The sequence below is a fragment of the Streptomyces sp. MA5143a genome (genome assembly GCF_900290235.1).
GTDB lineage: Bacteria > Actinomycetota > Actinomycetes > Streptomycetales > Streptomycetaceae > Streptomyces.
Map to the genome: position 1 here is coordinate 17,483 of NZ_OLMK01000087.1, position 19,209 is coordinate 36,691.

The window sequence follows — 19,209 nt, forward strand, 5'->3', positions numbered from 1 at the left end:
ACCAGGAAGTCATCCGCATGCAAAGGGCCGACCCTTGCGCCGTGGACATCTTGGAGGACCTTGTGGCCAGCCCTGGCGACTGGAATCACGTGGGGTACGGCGGAAATCCCGTCGCCGGGAACCCTCGTGTCCTCGACGGCTTCACACGGGATTTCCGCCTGCTTCGGGATCTGGCAGCCGATGTCGACGCCGGGCTCGACGACATGCTGCGCACCGCGTCGGACGGCGGCTTCGAGGGGAAGACGGCGGACGCCCTGCGCACCTATGTGAAGCAGTCGCTCAAGAAGTTCATGGCGAACGCCCACAGCGCCTTCGACCTCGCGGCCTCGGCCACGGCCAGATACGCGAACGCACTGCGGGACGCCCAGGGCAGGGCGGAGAACGCCGCGGCCCGAGGCGGCGCGGTGGCGATCCCCCCGGCCGGTCTCGTGGGGAAGAACGCCCCGCCCCCCGCGGCACTCACCGCCGCGAAGAACGACATCGAGGCCGAGGTCGACTTCATCACCGGCGAGGCCAAGATCCTGGAGGACGCCCTTCGGACGGCGGCCGACATGGTCTCCTCGCCCATCGCCCCACCGAAGAAGAACTTCAAGCAGCGGCTCGTCGAGGGGCTCTGGAAGGCACTGGAGATCGTCACGATCGTGGTCTCGATCGCGGCGATGATCGTCGGCGGCCCGCTGGGGCTGCTGGCGTTCGGGATGAGCGCTGTCCTCTTCGGCAAGGCGCTGGTGGACTACAGCCAGGGCAAGCTCAACGGCGTCGGCCTCGGCCTCGCCTTCCTCGGCGTGCTCTTCCCGTCGACGAAGGGCCTCACCACGGCCGGCGGACTGCTGCGCATGCTCAAGTCGGGCGCCAACGTCGGCCTGAGGGGCGCCGGCAGAGCCCTCTCCGCGGGAGGCCGTCTCGTGATGCGGGGCGGCAGGCTGATGATGGCGCCCCGGACGCTGGCCGCCCTGACCGGCCAGGGGATGGCGAAGCTGTTCCAGGCCGGCGGCCGTATGTTCGTCACCGGCATGTCCCGGCTGCCCGGCCTCCTCGCCGGCACGCCCCGGGCCTTCGCGAGCGCCATGCGGATGGCCGGCGGCCTGGCCAGGAGCACGTGGCAGTGGGGGCGGTTCGCGCTGCGCCGCGACTTCTTCATGGCCACCGCGTTCGTCGGCGGAGGCATGGGCCGACGGCTGGGCGTCTACGCGATCACCAACCTGGGCCGGGCCTTCGACTTCGTGCTGTCGGCGCTGCTGCCGCTGCGCTACTCCGAGCTCGCCAAGTTCGGCTTCCGGGGCGCCTGGCGCATGGGCATCCTCGAGCGCGGCCTGCTCAGGAGGCCCTCCATCGGCGGTGCCCTCGGCAGGACTGCGGGCTCCGCCGGCGACCTGGCCGCCGGGACCGGCCGAGGGCTGCGTACCCCCGACGCCGCGAGGCCGGTCGGGGACCGCGGCAAGCTGGTCGTGCCCGGCACCCGGGCCTGGGACGACGCGCTCGACGAGCTGACGGAGTTCATCCCCCCGCCGACCGCGCTGCCGCGCTCGACGGGCGCGAGTTCCCTGTCCCGCGTCCCCGAGATCCCCTCGGGCCGGTTCTCCCGCACGCTCGACGACCTGATGGAGCCCGTCGCCTTCAGGGACCTGGACGCCCTCGGCTCCCGCTCCGGCCCCCTGCTGCGGGACGGCGGCATCGATGTGGCTGACCTGGGTGCCGGTGGACTGCTGTCCCCGCGGTTCCGCAACGCCCTCGACGCCCTGGACGACCTCGACGCGTTGGCCGGGACCGGCGCCGCCGTCCGGTCCCCTCTGCTGGAGCGGCCGCAGAGCGCGGTCGCCCGGCTGCGGGACCTGGACGCCTTCGCGGGCCTGGACCGCACCGAGGCCGGACTGCTGAAGCCCATGGACGAGTTGGCGGAGCTGGCGCCCTTCAGTATCGACGGCAAGTTCGGCGGTCTGACCACCGTCCAGGTGCGCGAGGTCCTCGACGGTGAGATCGACCTGGTCGGCGTCGTACCGGACGGGGTGATCCTGCGCATCGGCACGACCGACCCGATGACCGTCCATGTCGGGCTGAAGGGCGACGTGACGATCCGCGTCATGGACCCGGACGAACTGGGCGCGGGCCAGTTGGTCGGCCAGTTCACCGGAGCGGACTCGCGCCTCGGCATCAAGCTCGACGACCTGACCCGGCTGTTCCCGGACGCCCCCGGCGACGTGGGCCGCGCACGGGAGTTGCTGGGGCTCGGGCCGCTGAAGCCCGGCTTCGCCCCCGGGAGGACCGCCGAACAGACCGGGTTCCCCCCGCTCACCCTGCGCGAGATCATCACCGGCGGTGCCGTCGGCAAGACCGGCGCCGACCGCTTCCAGGCCTGGGTCAGGGCGCAGAACGCCGCCCTCGACCTCGACACGGCCGGCCAGAAGCTCGCCCAGGTCGCCGACCTGCCCCACGTGTCGCCCCTGCACCGCGCCGAGGCCGAACTGGACGTGAGCGCGGCCGAATTGAAGTTCAACCACGCGCGGCTCGAATTCGACCGGCTCGGCAGGAACCTGGACACCGTCCACCAGAACATCACGGTGATGATGGCCCGCCTGGACGGTCCGGGAGCGCACCTGCCCACCGGCGAACTCCGGCTGCTGGACGACCTGGCACGGCCCACCGGGCAGTGGATCACGATGGAGCCCGGGGAGCGGATCACCTACGTACTCAGAACGGACGCCGGGATCGTCCCGGACGTCAGGGTGGAGATGGTCGACGGCCACTTCACCGTCACCGGCGCCGACGGCATCCTCACCAGGTTCGGCCCGGACGGCGCGCCCCTGCGCGTCGACGTCCCCGTGCGCCCGGAGATGCCGGCGGGCCCCTCGACGGTCCACGGCGTCGATCAGGTGCGGGTGGACGTACCGGTCGTGCCGCAGGTCCACTGGCTGGTGCGGCAGGACATGGACTTCGCGACGTCCAGCCTCAAATCCGGCATGAAGACCCGTCTGACCGCCGAGGGTCTCGTGCCGGTCAAGATCGACGGCACCATCACACCGCTCCAGGCGGTGTCGACGGCCAACGCCAAGGCGTCCAAGGCGGACAGCCCGTTCACGGCCTTTTCCCCGCCCGGCAGCATCGTCAAGAGTTACGGAAACCATGAGATCGGACTCGATCTGATCGCCCTGCGGAACGACATCGACGCCGGGGTCGAGAACGTCAGGAACATCGAGATCCTCTCCACCACCAAGGTGCAGCACGAGATTCTCGAAGAGATCCGGATCAAGACCGGAGTGCTCGACCTGGACGTCCCGTCGACGTTCACCCACACGACCGGAAACAAGGAGATCCAGGAGTTCCTGGCCAGGAACGGCGTCACCAAGGGGATGGCCACCAAGGTCACCGCCGACATCAAGACTCTGTTGCAGGTGCGCCGGGACAACACCTGGCTGATCAAGGGCACCATCCCCGCGAACTACCTGAAGGGCCCGTATCCGACGGCCGACTCCCTCCAGCACATACCGGCCGCGCCGAGCACACCGCTCACCGCCGCCACGAACACACTGGAATCGGCGGGCCGCGCCTCGGGCTCCGGGCTGCCTCCGGTGGAGCTGCCGAAGCCGGTCCTCAAGTCGGACGACTTCTACATGTCCAACGTCGACCTTGAGGACCTGCGCGGCGTCAAGCTCGTCCGGCAGGACGACTTCCACATGGTCCAGCAGGACCTCAAGGGGCTGCGCAAGTCGTACTTCGATCCGGACGTCGGCATGATCCCCGCCAACCCGGAGGGAAGGACGACCGCGTTCCAGCATGTCGCCGGCGCGGAGAACGCCACGCGGAAGAGCAACAGCCCGTTCACCTCCTTCGCCGAGATCGGCAACCACAAGACCTACGGCGACATGGAGTTCACCCTCGACGCCTACAAGCTGGGCGTGGACATCAAGGCCGGACGACTGCCGGACGTGGGGATTCTCCCCGCCAAGGACCTCCAGCGGCTGATCGCCGACCAGATCGAGAGGACCATAGGAAAACGCCTGGACTTCACCTCCGCGCTCAGCGGGAACAGCTCCCGGCAGGACGTCCTGAACTTCCTCAAGAGCCACGACGTCAATCCGGCCAAGTCCAACAAGTTCGTCGCGGATGTCCGGGTCCTGCTCAACACCACCCGTGACCAGGAATGGCTGATCAAGGGCACCATTCCCAAGAGCTATCTGGAGGGTCCGTACCCTAGGGCGGGGGCCTCCTCCGGGCTCGGTGACGCGCTGTCGGCCGGCCCGCTCAGTGGTCTCGACGAGGCCGCCGGCAAGCTCCGTCTGTCGGACACGTTCAAGGCGGACGTCGAGGTGAAGCCCGTCTTCGTCGAACCGCACGGCCTCGACGGCGTGAACGCCGGCCCTCTGCACATCGGCGCACCACCGCGGCCTCCCGCCGTGCCGTCCGTTCGCCCGGCTCCGCATGCTCCTTCCGCTCCCCCTGTTCCGCCGCTCGGCAAGGGAATCGGGGGAACGGCACCGGTTCCACCGCCCTCCGTGGGCACGCACGGGTTGGGGTCGGGGCTGGATGCCGGGACCCCCGTGGTCCGGCACGCACCGGGCGGGGACACCTCGCACTGGGTCATCGACGGTAAGGCGACCTTCGGACGCTACAAGATCAGGAACACCGACGATGGCTCCGTCTCGCTGGTCTCCGCCAGCGATCGCGCGTGGGCGACCCTCGACAACGCCGCCGCCTCCCGCCAGGTGTTCGAGGCGGAACAGCTGAAGAGGGCGGCCGAGCAGCTGAAGAAGGCGGATCTGCAGGAGGGCGGGAAGTACCTGAGTTCGGGGTACCGGTCGATCAATCCGCTGCTGGCAGCGTTCGAGGAGGCCGGGTACACGGCTGCGCAGGTACGACATGTGGGTTTCGACTTCTCGGAGCGGGCCGCCGACGTTCTGGAGAACTGGAAGCGGGTGGCCACGGAACGCGGGTACGCGTCACGGGAGGTCACGGAGTCCTGGGACTTGCAGGACCTGCACCGGTGGCATGACAGCATCAAGTCCATCCATCGGGCGTGGGACGACTTCCCGTCCCCGGCGATCCCGGGCAACGCCGTGGTGCGCGGCGACAGCCGGCAGATCTTCGCGTCGTTCGACGGGATCCTGGATCCGGCGCACTACCCGGGAGGCGGGTACCACGACGTCGGGAGGACCATCTCCTGGCCGGGGATCATGTCCACGACTACGGGCAGTGCCACCACGCACAACTTCGTCAACTCCAAGGCCGTGATCTGGAAGTTCGACGTGCCGGAGCAGGGTCATCCGGGCCGGGTGCTGGGGTCGGAGAACCCGGCCGAGGCGGAGGTCACGTTCCCGGTCAACACCCAGATCAAGATCAACCAGGTGCTGGTGCGGGACGGTCACTTCGCGCACGAACTGGCCGGCGAGTTCGGTGACAAGGCCCAGGTGATCGTGTTCGCCGACATCCTTCCCGCGGACGGTGCGCTCCGAGGGACCGTTGACGAGCTCGCCGGCAGCCTCCGCGCAGGCGACACGTTCACGACGAACGTGACCCGGCTGGACCGCTTCGACGCTCCCGCGCCCCGCACCGAGACGGTGCTTCTGCGTCCGGAGCAAGTCGCAGGGACGTCGCACCTGCGGACGGAATGGGAGTGGGCTCCGCTGGGCGGGGGCGGGTTCACGCTCACCGACGAGGCGGGCGGTGCGCGCCTGGTGTTCGGCGCGGACGAGGTTCTCCGGTTCCGCGACTACCGGGTTCCTGGGACGGACGGCTTCCTGCGGTTCGAGGCCGCACCGGGTCCGGACGCGCTGCCCCGGTGGGTCGGTCCGGACGGGGTGCCGCCGTCCGGTACCGGTGCGGTGGTCGACCCGGTCAGGGGCGCGCTCGGCGTGGTCACCGGTGTGAAGGTGGGGACACCGGACGGGGCCTGGATCGCCCGGTTCGACCTCGACGGCACACCACTGTCCGAGGAACTGCGGCTTTCCGGCCACACCGGCGGTGCACTGACCGACGCACGGCTGGTCACGACGTTCACCCGAGGGCCGGGCCGTGAGATGGTGCCGACTCTCCGGTTGACGGCCCCGGGGCTGGGCGGCGACGGGGCCTTCTCCGTCGTACGGCTGCCGGGCGGGGACGCGGCCGGGCGGCTGCCGGCCGGGGGCTTCGCGGTGACCGACCTGGCGAGCGGCGACCGGTTCGTCTTCGACCGCGCGGGCCGGTTCGTGGACGCCCCAGCGGACGTCCCGCCGGTACGGGTGGACGCGGCCGGGACGACCGCGCCGGAAACGGTGGGAACGACCCTGCCGGACCCGAGCGTCGGCCCGCTGACGGCCGTCGACGACTTCGGCCGCCCCCTGGCCGAGCGGTTCCCGCTGTACTCCCTCCCCGAGCACACCCCCCTGGATGGCGCCGCGTCCGACCTGCCCGGGATCGAGCTGACCGGTGCCCGCCCACCGGCCGTCACGCGTGCGGCGGACATCGCGCTGCCCGCCGACCTGCCCCTCGTACGCCTGACCGAGTTCCAGGACGTACCGCTGTCCGGCGCGGGCGACCTGGCCGGGCTGGAGTTCCGGATCGTCGGAGGCAACGCCGCCGACGGCGTGCCCGGTACGGTCCGGCTGGACGTCACGCGGGCCGTCCCGGCGCCTCACGGGGCGGGACCGCGGCCGCGGTTCACGGTGGAACGCATGGACAGCGGCGCGTTCCGCCTCACCGACCCAGCCGGCACCACCCGCTGGGAGTTCGGCGCCGGGGGCGAGTTCCTCGCCCGGGAGACGGCGCTCGCCGCCCACGACCTGGGGCTGCCGTCCGGGCTGTGGTTCAGGAACACGGCCACGACCACGACGGACGGCGTCACCTCCAGGATCGTGGGGCTGGTCGGTCCCCGCGAAGTCACCGACTCCTTCCCACTCACCACCATCGACCGGACGCTCCAGGACCGTCTGCCGGGCGGCTTCACCCTGACCGACAACGTCACGGGCAGCCGCTTCCACTACGACGCCGACCTCCGTCTCGCCTTCCGCGACCTGCCGGCCCGAGACGGCTCCGGATACCTCCGGTTCACGGAGGGCGCGTCCGACGTCCCGCCCGTCCGGCTCGACGACCTGGGCGGCTCCTCGGGCCTGGACGACCTCGCCGGGCACTTCCGGCGCACCCTGGACGAGGCATCGGGCGGCGTGCGTCCGATGCCGGACGTCACCGGCCTGTCCCTCGGCGCCGCTCCGCACCTGCCCGGCCCGGACGGTGCCGCCGCCCTGCGCCTGTCCGACGCCCTGGGAGAGCACGGCGACCAGTGGCTCACCCGGCTGAGCGCGGGCGACGCGCCCGACCTCGACCTCCGCGCGGCCTGGCGAGCCCTGGACGAGCACTGGACCGGGCTCCTGGAACGGACGCCCGGGATCCGGCTGACCGGCGCGGACGACCTCGCCGATCTTGAGATACGGATGCTGCGCGTACCGTCCACCGACACGGAACCGGGCTCGTTCCGCCTCGAACTCCTCGACCGTGCCCCGGCGGCGGACGGAACGGTCCGTGGCGCGGACTTCACGGTCGAACGGATTCCGGACGGCGGGTTCGCCCTCACCGACCCGACCGGGAACACGACGTGGACCTTCGCCCAGGACGGCTCCTTCCTGGGCCGTGAGGCCGTGCTCACCGGTGAGGGACTCCCCTCCGGCCTGCGGGTCTCGGCGACCCACAACGAGGCGGGCGGGTTCACGCAGGTCGATCTGCTCGGTCCCGACAGTTCCGTCAGGTCGCTGCGGGTCACCGCGCCGGAGGGCGCGCTCGCCGGGCGGCTGCCCGGTGGCTTCACCCTCACCGACACCGTCACCGGCAGCCGCTTCCACTTCGACCGGACCGGGGCCCTCGTCTTCCGCGACCTGCCGGCCCATGACGGCTCGGGCTTCCTGCGGTTCACGGAGGGCGCGCGCGACGCACAGCCGACCCGGTTGGTCGACCCGCTGGCCGAGCGTTTCCCGCTCACCTCCATCCCGGAGGAAGACCTCCTGGACGAGGGGCTCACCGACATCTCGGAACTCTTCGAGCGCACCCTCGACGAGGCGTCGGGCATACGGCCCCTGGCCGAGGGAGCGGCAGCGGTGGACCTGTCGTCCATCTCCGGCGCCATGGAGTTCCTGCATGCCGCACCCGACTCCCCCGCCCTGCACAACCTGGACCTCCTGCGCGTGCGGCAGCTCGCGGGCGACGCCACCGACTCGTTGAACAGGTTCCCCGGGCTGCGACCCGAGCTCCTCCACGACCAGCTCCGCCAGATGACCGCGCAGGCCCACGAGGGCATCCGGCAGGGCGCCGCCACCGTCATGCGGGAGTATCAGAACCTGCCCTTGACCGCACGTCTGGAGGACCTGCGGAGCGGTGGCAGCCGTGTCTTCGGCGACTTCTCCGTCACACCGACCCCGCACGGCGGCCCCGGCGGCAGCCGCTTCACCGTCACCCACACGCCGACGGACCTGACGACCGGCTTCGGCCCCAACCGCGAGCCGCTCTACCGGGAGGTGTTCGTCACGGGTGGCCCCGCCGAGCTGGACGGGACCAGGCTCGGGCTCACCGGACGCGCCGCCGAGGGCCGTTGGACCCCCGACTCCTTCCACTTCGTGGGCACGCACGTGGCCGACGACGCGTTCACCGTCACGCGTCTCGACCCGAACCTCCCGGCCGACCTGCGCGGCGGCTTCACCGTCGCCGACGCCGCCGGCGCGACGAAGTGGCACTACGGCCCCGAGGGCACGCTCGCCCTGAGGGACGTCCAACTCGTCGGCGACCGGGGCGCGTTCCGCTTCGAGGCGGGCGCTCCGGACGGAGTGCCCCGGGTCCTCGACACGTCGGGCAACGCGTCCCTGACCCTGCGCGCGGAGCGGCTCGACGACGGCCGTATCGCCCTGATCCACACCGGGCAGGGCACCCAGCCACTGGAGCGGACCGTCTTCGACGCGAGCGGCGGCAAGCTGCTGGAGGAGACCTTCGCCATCCGCGGCAGCGGCGGCAAGCCCACCGGCTCGTACTGGACCATCGACCACGCGACCGGCAAGGGCGTCCGCGTCAACGGCGACAACACGCCGTTCACCGGCCGCTTCGACACCGCCAAGCTGGAGACGTCCCCCACCGGACAGGTCAAGCTGACCGGCAAGGAGCCCGGCAAGATCACCCTGTTCGAGCGCGAGGTCCTCAAGAACGGCAACACCCTGCACATCGCCCGGGACCGCTTCGGCCACGCCCGCTGGACCGAGTTCGACGACGCGGGCAACCGGGTCCGGTCCGGCGAGCGCATCGGGGACCCGGACCAGCGGACGTACCACGACGTGCCGGACGGTTCCTGGCGCCTGCTCAACAACGTCGACGTGCGCACCTACCACAAGGCCCTCGACGGCGGCCTCGTGCGCGCCGAGAAGGGCGCCGACGGCCACTGGACCTGGCAGCGCTTCGACAAGGACGGCGTGGAGGCGCTCTCCGGCACTCGGCACTGGAGCGCGAACCACGTCGGCTTCAAGGACACCTTCCTCGACCCGGCCACGGGACTCGAGACGGTGGCCCAACGGCGCGGCCAGACCTGGCCGTTCGGCGGACTGCACGGCTCCCGGATGTACCAGGAGCACTCCCTGCTGCCCGGCCACGCCCCGGCCGGAACCCGGATCGACCCCGGCAGGTATGTCGGTCAGGGCCCGGCGAACGCGCAGATCGAGAGCCTGGAGACGCTGGCGGACGGCGGCAGCCTGCTCGTCAAGCGGTTCGCCGACATGCGTCCGCCCGCCTTCCTGTGGAAGGGCGCGGCGGGCCGCAACCCGTTCGACAACCTCTTCGGAGACCTGTTCGCGGGCGACTCCCTGAACCGCGTGAGCCACTGGACCCAGACCGCCGCCGACGGCAACACGGTGACCGGTGTCCGGCTCAACCCGTCGGCCGCCAACTGGGTCGACGTCGACCAGTTCGGCCGCGTCGTCCGGGAGAGCCGCAAGCTGGACGACGGAAGCGTCATCGAGATCGGACGCAGCGCCGAGGACGCCACGCGCTGGGCGCCGCTTCCCGAGTACCGCAACGGCGCCCCGTACGAGCTGCACTGGCGGAACACGACGACCGGCGAGACCGGCACGCGGCACGCCGACGGTGTCGGAGGGTGGCGGGACGTCTTCACCGACGGCGAGGGCGTCGAACGCGTCCGGCTGCGCAGCGAGGGCACCGGGACACGCGAGTACCTCTTCGACGCACCGACCCCGCACGACCTCGCCCGCAACGACCGCGCGGGCGTCTGGGTCGACAGGAACTCGCTGCTGCACATCACCGGTCGGCGGGATCTGGTGGGCGACGTGTTCGTGGAGTCGTCCGGCAGTCCCTACCGCACCGACTGGACATGGAAGACGTACGACTCCGCCAACCCCGCCACCGTCCTCGACGAGGGCATCCGCAAGCAGAACCGCGGCTCGCTCTACTCACGCACCTGGGACGACTCCTTCGTCGACCTCGACCGGCTCGGCAACGTGGTGCGAGAGCGCAACGCGACCGACGTCAACGCCTCCTGGGTCGACGCGGTGCGGCAGCCCGACGGCACCTACAAGTGGACGAAGACCGCCGCCGACGGCACGGTCCACTCCGAGGGCGTCCGGGTGTACGACGACGTCGCGAAGGGCCGCTGGCGGGACCTCATCGACGACCAGGTGGTCCGGAGCAGGGACGGCGGACGGGTGCGCGAGTACGCGTACGAGATCGAGACCGCGCACCCGCCCGCGGCGCCCGCGGCCGACCTCACGCGTGGGACGACGCTGCGCGATCTGCTCGACCAGGCCGCGCGCCACTTCGAGACGCCCCGCACGGTCCGCGTGGACCGGGAGGCCTGGAAGGAGTACAACCTCGGCAAGCTCTTCCGCGAGCGCGTCAAGGTGGACGGCGATCCCGTCCGCTACCGCGAGGTCGACAAGCAGTGGGGCCAGTGGCGGGAGTACCAGAACGGCCATCTGGTGGAGCAGCGCGTCTTCGACGGGCGGGTCTACAGGACCGACCCCTTCGGCCGGCTCAGCATGTCGGGCCCGGCCGTCATCCCCCACTACCTCGCAGGGGTCCTGCCCAAGGTCGGCGGCGACGTCGGCCTGCCCGGCGACCGGGCCTGGCAGCTCATCGGCCGGGAGTTCGACTACCGCGGCGCCGACATCGAGGCCATGGGCTATCTGCGCGAGGTCCAGGACCCGTGGCACGGTCTGTTCCAGGGGGTCAGGAACGGCGAGTCCGTCGAGATGCCCATGTGGCAGCGCGAGCTCCGCGGCTTCCTGACCTCGTTCAGCACCGGGTTCGTCACCGACTTCACCGCGGGCCTGCTGATCACCGAGCTCACCAACAACGGCAACATCAAGCCGGAGGACGTCTTCAAGGCGCTGCTGTCCGGCGCGGTCGGCGGCACCTTCAGCGGCGGGCTCAACATCGCGTACAACCACACCGGTCTTGGGTACTTCAAGACCAGCATGGGTGCGCGCGACTGGGGCGGCCACCCCAAGCAGTCGATGGCCGGCAACACCGACGACTGGGTCACCGACTGGGCCGCCTCCGAGAAGCCCACCCGCTGGCGCAACGCCACCTACGCCAACACCGTGGGCCTCGCCACCGGCGCCCTCAGCGGCTTCGTCAGCACCGCCATCAGCTCGGCGGTGTTCGGGGTCAACGGCAACGAGATCCAGGGCGCGGACGCGCTGCGGGCCGGCATGTGGGGTGCCGCGGGCTCGCTGTTCAGCGGCGTGACCACCGGTCTGGCCCGCAACGCCTGGCACCTGGCCACCGGCGCCCGGGTCTTCCACAAGGGCGGCCTCGGCGAACTGGGCATGAACTGGGTCGAGTCCGCGCTGTCCCGGTACATCGCCTTCCAGATCAGTCAGGCGGACAGTCGGAACGGGGGCCACCTGCCGTCCCCCGGCCGGGCCTTCCCCAAGCCGGTCACCGTCCCCGCGGCGCCACCGCCCCCACCGGCCCCGCAGCCCCCGGCCGATCAACCCGACGCACCCATCGAGGGATTGGAGCTCCCGTGACAGCCACCGCCATCCCTGCCGTGCACCGGGTCGCCCCCAAGGGCCGCGGCGCCCACCGCAGCATCACCGCCGCCGTACGCGCCGCGGCCGACGGCGACGAGATCCGCATCGCCCCCGGCGACTACGTCGAGGTGCTGGTCCTGGACCGTGCGGTCAGCCTGCTGCCGGAAGAAGGGCCGGACCGTGCCGTGCGACTGCTGGCGGCAGACCCGGGCCGGCCCGTCCTGGAGATCACGGCAGCTCGCGTCCGCGTCGACGGGATCGCGCTGACCGGCCAGGACCCGGCCCTGCCCGCGGTACTGGTGACGGCCGGCGGTCTGGAGCTGGACGGCTGTGAGATCTCCGGCGGCCGGGTCGAGGCCGGCGGCGACGCCTCGCTGGCACTGCGTGACTGCCGGGTCTCCGGTGCCGCACTCGCCGGGGTGCACGCGAACACCACCGGCCGGACCGAGCTGACCGACACGCTGGTCGAGGACGTCGACGGCACCGGAGTCGTCCTGGGCTCCGCCACGACGGCGGACGTCCTGGGGCTGACGGTCCGGGACGTCACCGGATCCGGCGTCCGGGTGCGGGGCAGGGCCTCGGCCGTGCTCCGCGACTGCCGGATCACCGGTCCCGGCCGCAGCGGGCTGCTGACGGAGGACGAGGCGTCCGTGGCCGTGCTGGACTGCCGGCTGGAGGAGAGCGGCGCGGAAGGCATACGGGTGCTGGGCAGCTCCCGCCGCCCCGAGGGGAGTCCGGGGCGTCCCGAGGCCGCCGAGGGCGGGGTGGTCCTCGCCGACTGCCAGGTGCTGCGTACCGGCACGGACGGGGTCGCCGTCTCGGGTACGGGGGACGTCCTGCTCCTGACCACGGGGATACGGGGCGGCTCCGGGGCCGGCGTGAGCGCCGACGACGACAGCACGGTCGTCCTGGTCGACTGCCGGGTGGACCGGCCGCACGGCTCGTGCCTGGTGGCCCGGGGCAACGCCCGGCTGTCCGCGGAGGGCACCTCGGTGCACGGCAGCCGGGCCAACGGCCTGCTGGCGGGCGGCCGTTCGCAGGTGGCCCTGGCGTCGAGCGACGTGACGGACTGCGGTTTCAGCACCGTCCACGCCTGCGACGACTCCCGGCTGTCGCTGACCGACTGCCGGATCGGCGCCACCCCGGAACACGGCGTCCGGGCCACCGACCGGGCCGAGCTCACCCTCGAAGGCGTGCGCATCAGCGACTGCGGACTCTCCGGCCTCCAGATCGACTCGGCGGCGGCCGCCCGGGTGCGCGGACTGTCCGTGCTGCGCGGCCGCACCGGGATCCAGGCCGAGTCCAGCGGCACGGTCGTCCTGGAGGAATGCGACGTCACACAGCCCGAACGCGCCGGCATCACCTGCGGCACCGGCACCTCGGCCGTACTGCGGGACTGCCGGATCAGCGGCACCGGCACCGCGGGCCTCGTGATCGGCGAAGGAGCGACCCCGAGCATCGAGGACTGCACGGTGCGCGACGCGACCGGCTCCGGACTGGTCCTGGGCCCAGCGGCCGAACCACGGGTCAAGGCCGTCACCGTGGCCCGCACCGGCAAGAACAGCCTGTTCGTCGGGGAGAAGGCGCGCGGCACCTTCGAGGAGTGCGTCTTCGCCGGCGCCGGCCACGACGGCGAGGCGTTCCCGGCCGTCCACCTGGCGGCCGGCAGCGCGCCCGTGCTGCGCGGCTGCGTGGTCCGGGACGCGGAGGAGGACGTCGCCGCGGAGAAGGGAGCCCGCCCGGTGTTCGACGCCTGCGTCTCACGCGACGTGACCCACCCCGCCCTGCCCACCGCCCGCGCCGAGACGCTCGCGTCCACCGAGGGCGGCGACACTGCCGCGGCGACCCGGGCGCGGGAGACCGAGGCCCCCGCCGAGGACACCCTGGAGGACCTGCTGGCCGAACTCGACGGACTGGCAGGTCTGGACAAGGTCAAGAACGACGTGTCCTCGCTGGTGAAACTGATGCGGACCGTGCGCCGCCGCGAGGAGATGGGCCTCGCCGCGCCCCCGCTCAGCCGCCACCTGGTCTTCACCGGCAACCCCGGCACCGGCAAGACCACCATCGCCCGCCTCTACGGCCGCATCCTCGCCGCCGTCGGCCTCCTCGACCGCGGCCATCTGGTCGAGGCCGACCGCTCCGCACTGGTCGGCGAGTACGTCGGCCACACCGGTCCGAAGACCACGCGCGTCTTCGAACAGGCCCGGGGCGGCGTCCTCTTCGTCGACGAGGCCTACACCCTCACCCAGTACGCCGGCACCAACGACTTCGGGCAGGAGGCCATCGCCACCCTGCTGAAGCTGATGGAGGACCACCGCGACGACGTGGTGGTGATCGTCGCCGGATACCCGCGGGAGATGGAGGTCTTCGTCCGCTCCAACCCCGGTCTGGCCTCACGCTTCAACCGCACGCTGCTCTTCGAGGACTACGGCTCCGCCGAACTGGTCAGCATCGTGGAGCACCAGGCCGCCCAACACCAGTACCAGCTCACGTCGACCGCGCGGGAAGCCCTGACGGCCCACTTCGACACGCTGCCCAGGGAGCGCGGATTCGGCAACGGTCGCGCGGCCCGCCAGCTGTTCCAGGCGATGACGGAGCGTCAGGCATACCGCGTCGCCGAGCTGTCCGACGTCTCGGAGTCGGACCTGATGACCCTCACACCGGAAGACGTCCCGTAGCGCGCCCCGCCCCGCGCCGCCGTGGCAGCCCACCCGTCCCTGCCACAGCCCCTCCAGTCAGGCCCGATCTCCTTGAAAAGGACCCGTCTCATGCCGCAGACGCCTGTTCGCCCCAGCCGCTCGGACGGCGCGTTCGCCGACCTGTTCGCCCGCAGGACGCGTACCCCGCTGCGCGGCTTCCTGCCCGGCCGCAGGGTCTGGAGCGCCGTCGGGGGTACCGCGGCCATGGTGCTGGTGATCACGGGTGCCACCGCGCTCGTCTCCCAGATCGACTTCAGCGGTGGCGGCGACAACAAGGTGACCACGGCGGCCGAGAAGAAGGACACCGCGAAGGACAAGGCCCCGGCCGACAGCCGTACACCGACCGCGTCCGCGTCCTCGGCCGCGCCTGCGCACAAGGAACGGGACGACGGTCCGGCGGTGGTCTATCTCCCCGCCCCGGGCGGCGGGAACGCCGGCTCCGACGGCTCCCACGGCTCCGGCGGGGCGGACGACGGCAGCGAGGCGGGGAAGACACGAACCTCCCCGCCCCGGGCGACGGCCCCGACGCCGCAGACGTCGACCAGCTATCTCTGGTCCGACGGCGCCGTGGAGGGCGACTCCAATCCCTACTGGGACCAGAGCGCCGTCACCGTGCAGACCACGAAGGCGCTCAAAAGCCTGAAAGTGGTCGTCAAGATCGCCCAGACAGGGGGCGTGGCCGACACCGGCACCTGGACCAGCCTCGGGGACCAGGTGTCGGTGGCCTCCGCGTCGAGCAGCGGCGAGCTGGACTACGTGGTGACACTGAAGCCGGGCGTCACGGTCGACCCCGGCACCTACGTCTTCAGGTTCCAGTACAACCACAACCAGGGTGATCGCGACGCCGACGGCGACCGCTACAACGTCACCACCACCTCCACCGCCGGGACCACGGAGTACCGCAAGGGCGGTTTCTGAGCCGGGGTGATGGGTGTCGTCGTGACCCGAGGGACACGGCCTAGCAGTCGCGGGGGCCCGGCACCCCGGGACCGATGCGGGCCAGCAGCCGCTGCCGTTCGGCGGCGAAGGCCGGGTCGGCCTGGTAGTCGGAGTGGCCGAGGATCGGGGCGGGCAGCGGATGGCCGGCGGTGCGGCCGTAGGCGAGGGGGTCCTTGAACGGCTCGGCGTCGACCTCCGGCCCGCACCGGCCCGGCAGCCGCACGGGGCCGCCTATGGGGTCGGTGAGCCGGTACAGATTGCGCCAGCAGTCGACCTCTCGGTGCAGGGAGGCGAGGGACGCCGGGCCGAAGTGGGCCGGGAACCACCGTCCGTACAGCCGCTCCAGCGGTGAGCCGTACGTCAGCAGCGCGACCCGGCTGCGGACCGACGGGGTCAGCTGCCAGGCGGCGGCCGCGGCGAGGACGCTGCCCTGGGAGTGTCCGGAGATGACCAGTCGTCCGCCCGTGGTCCGCGTCCAGGTGGCCATCCGCCAGGTGAGGTCGGGCACGGCGCGCTCGGCGTAGCAGGGCGGGGCGAAGGGGTGCGCGGCACGCGGCCAGAAGGTGCCGACGTCCCAGAGGATGCCGATGGTGCGGCGCGCGGAGGCGTCCTTGTAGGCGCGGCGGCCCCAGGTGACGAAGAGCAGGAAGCCGACGCCGATCAGCCAGGACCCGAGCGCCTGCGCGGTCTGGGCCGCGCCCGCGACGAAGGCGTACGAGTCCTGTGCGGCCCGCGCCGGGGTCTCCCCCGTGGCGAACGCGCCGGCCAGCGCCCCGGCGCCGAGCAGCAGTGTCACGGTCGAGATGATGCCGACGACGCGGGGCGCGCGGTCGGTGAGGGCGGCCATGGCGCGGGTACGGGCGATGCGCAGGGTTCGGGCGGCGTCGCGGGGTTCGGGTTCCTCGTCGGGCCCGCTCACCCGCGGCCGTACGGCCGCGGCCAGGCCGTACTCCTCCTCCACCGCCGCCGTCTCCTCGCGCCGCAGCACCCAGGTGCGGCGGGCCAGCCAGACGAGCAGGGTCACCACCACCATCAGCAGGGGCGGGATGACGGCGGCCTGCCAGGTGAGGAGGATCGGCGGGCCGGGGAGGGCGTCCTCGGTGCCGCCGAGCCAGTCGGCGACGCGCTGGGCGACACCGGCGGACATGACACCGCCGAGGGCACAGGACAACATCGCGACGGCGGGGCCGCCGAGGCCGTACAGCGCGGTCCGCGGGTCGGGGCGGGAACGGTGCAGGACGCGGGCGACCACCCCGAGGGCCAGGACGAGGAGGCCCTGGACCAGGGTGATCCCGCCGAAGGTCAGGTCCCCCGGCAGCCGGCCCGCCGAGCTCCAGCCGGGGCGTGACCAGCCCGCGTACACCAGGGCGAGGACGAGCACCGCGATCGAGGCCGTGGGCAGGCCGCGTACGAGGTGCCCGTCGAGTTCGCGGTCGAGGCGCCTCTCGGAGCGGCCTCTGCGGCACACCACCCACACCACGACCACGGCGAGCACCACGAGCGTCGCGTTGAACAGCCACCCCAGGAGTTCCAGGACGGCGGGGCCGCCCGGGCGGCGGTCCTCACGGGCGGCGGACGTCCCGACGGCCGCCGCGACCGTCAGGAACCCGGCCGCCGTGTGGGCGGCCCGCAGCCGGGCCACGAGGCGGCGCCCGTACCAGAAGCCGGGACGGCCGAGCGCGACCGGTTCGACGTCGTCCTCGGTGGGGCGGACCTCGGCGCGGTCCATGGGGCGCTGTGACTCGTACTCGCTCCAGGTGCGGTGGGAGAGGTACCACAGGAGCACGGTCAGTGCGGCGGGCACCACGGCGGCCAGGGCGAGGCGGCGGCCGGGGCTGCTCCACCAGCCGTGGCGGGAGAGGTCCGGGGAGAGGAAACCGAGCCAGGTGTGCGCCTCGGCGCACGCGCGCGTGCCCGCGCACTGCCAGGCGGTCAGGTCGAGGGCGACCTCGCAGGCGGCGGCCACGAGCAGCACGGTCAGGGTCAGACCGGTGAGGCGGACCAGGAGGCCGTGCAGACGTATGGTCCGCCGTCTGTGGCGGGTGGCGGGCCGCATCCAGTGGGCGAGGTTCACGACCATGAACGGCAGCAGTAACAGCCACAGGGCGCGGGAACCGTTGCCGGAGGTGAGGTTGCACCAGACGTAGGCCTCGGGCACGGGTCCGCCGCGCCGGTCGGCGGGGCGGGTCTCGGCGTCGGCGTCGTCGATGCGGCGGAAGACCGCCGCCGTGTCGTCGCCGGTGACACGGACGGTGCGCGGATCGTCCAGCATGCGTTCGGGGGTGGTGCCGCCGACACCGTGGACGAGCAGTTCGAGGGCGGTGCCGTCGTCGGTGCCGGTGCGGCCGGTGGCCTCGCGCCCGCCCGTCTCGGACCGTCCGGGGCGTTCTTCGTACTCGGCGTGCTCCGTCGCACGATCCACTGGTCCGCTTCCCCCGTGATACGCCGCAAGGCATGTGTCATGTGCAGGTACAGATGATCGCCGCAAAGCGGTCCTCGTACACCTGTGGGCACCGAATCTCCCCGATCCGTGTGATAGTGACGGGCGCGGAAACGCGATACGGGCTGTTCGCGCGCGTGCGGGTGGTGGCGCGACCAGTGGTGTGGCGTGCGAATATGGGACGTCCTCGGGACCGGGGGCGGGGGAATGTCCGCGTCGGAGGGGGTATGGGAGCGTGTCGGGCGTGATGGGGCGAAAGGACCGGAGCGAGCGTGAGTGAGAATCAGAACCTCCTCGCGGAGCAGCGGCGTGCCCTGATCCTCGACGAGGTGCGCCGCAGGGGTGGGGTCCGGGTCAACGAGTTGACGCGCAAGCTGGGCGTCTCGGACATGACGGTCCGTCGCGACCTGGACGCGCTGGCCCGTCAGGGCGCCGTGGAGAAGGTGCACGGCGGCGCGGTCCCGGTGGCCGAGGCGAGTACGCACGAGCCGGGTTTCGAGGCGAAGTCCGGGCTGGAGCTGAGCGCCAAGGAGGACATCGCGCGGGCCGCCGCCGAGCTGGTGGCACCGGGTTCGGCGATCGCCCTGTCGGGCGGTACGACGACCTACGCGCTCGCGCACCGGCTCGTGGACGTGCCGGATCTGACCGTGGTCACGAACTCGGTGCGGGTCGCGGACGTCTTCCACGCCGCGCAGCGCACGACGGGTCCCCGGCAGGGGGCGGCGACCGTGGTGCTCACCGGTGGGGTGCGGACCCCGTCCGACTCGCTCGTGGGGCCGGTGGCCGACCAGGCGATCGCGGCGCTCCACTTCGATGTGCTGTTCCTCGGGGTGCACGGGATATCGGTCGAGGCGGGCCTGTCCACGCCGAACCTGGCGGAGGCCGAGACCAACCGCCGGCTCGTGCAGTCGGCGCGGCGGGTCGTCGTCGTGGCCGACCACACCAAGTGGGGGACGGTGGGCCTGAGTTCGTTCGCCGCGCTCGACCAGGTGGACACGCTGGTGACGGACGCCGGGCTGGCCGCGCAGGCGCGGGCGGAGATCTCCGAGCATCTGCGGCGGCTGGTGGTGGCCGGGGAGGACGAGGACGGCGACGTCTGACGGCGACGCGGTTGCCGTACGGCCGCACCGGTCGTAGGGCCTGC

5 protein-coding genes are annotated in these 19,209 nt (G+C 72.0%); 4 read left to right on the forward strand and 1 reads right to left on the reverse strand.

The window, feature by feature from the left end; all coding sequences use genetic code 11:
- The first annotated feature begins 41 nt into the window (after positions 1 to 41).
- The 3 genes from SMA5143A_RS32150 to SMA5143A_RS32165 all read left to right on the forward strand — a co-directional run bounded on the left by SMA5143A_RS32150 (position 42) and on the right by SMA5143A_RS32165 (position 15,604).
- Positions 42 to 11,984 carry a hypothetical protein gene (locus SMA5143A_RS32150; RefSeq protein ID WP_146193984.1) on the forward strand — a complete coding sequence of 3,981 codons (11,943 nt, stop codon included), beginning with the start codon at positions 42 to 44 and terminating at the stop codon, positions 11,982 to 11,984.
- Positions 11,981 to 14,665 (forward strand): right-handed parallel beta-helix repeat-containing protein, encoded by a 2,685-nt coding sequence (locus SMA5143A_RS43520; RefSeq protein ID WP_219923621.1) that lies wholly within the window; start codon positions 11,981 to 11,983, stop codon positions 14,663 to 14,665. Before SMA5143A_RS32150 ends, SMA5143A_RS43520 begins: the two co-directional genes overlap by 4 nt.
- Positions 14,666 to 14,755: 90 nt before the next feature.
- Positions 14,756 to 15,604: a hypothetical protein gene (locus SMA5143A_RS32165; protein WP_107466374.1), complete on the forward strand. Its 849-nt coding sequence runs from the start codon at positions 14,756 to 14,758 to the stop codon at positions 15,602 to 15,604.
- Positions 15,605 to 15,644: 40 nt separating this feature from the next.
- On the opposite strand, the gene SMA5143A_RS32170 is transcribed toward SMA5143A_RS32165, so the two are convergent.
- Positions 15,645 to 18,047, reverse strand: a complete 2,403-nt coding sequence (locus tag SMA5143A_RS32170; protein WP_107466375.1) for a hypothetical protein — start codon at positions 18,045 to 18,047, stop codon at positions 15,645 to 15,647.
- 290 nt (positions 18,048 to 18,337) lie between these two features.
- Between SMA5143A_RS32170 and SMA5143A_RS32180 the strand changes: the two genes are divergently transcribed.
- Positions 18,338 to 19,165, forward strand: a complete 828-nt coding sequence (locus SMA5143A_RS32180) for a DeoR/GlpR family DNA-binding transcription regulator (protein WP_107466377.1) — start codon at positions 18,338 to 18,340, stop codon at positions 19,163 to 19,165.
- Positions 19,166 to 19,209 lie beyond the last annotated feature (44 nt).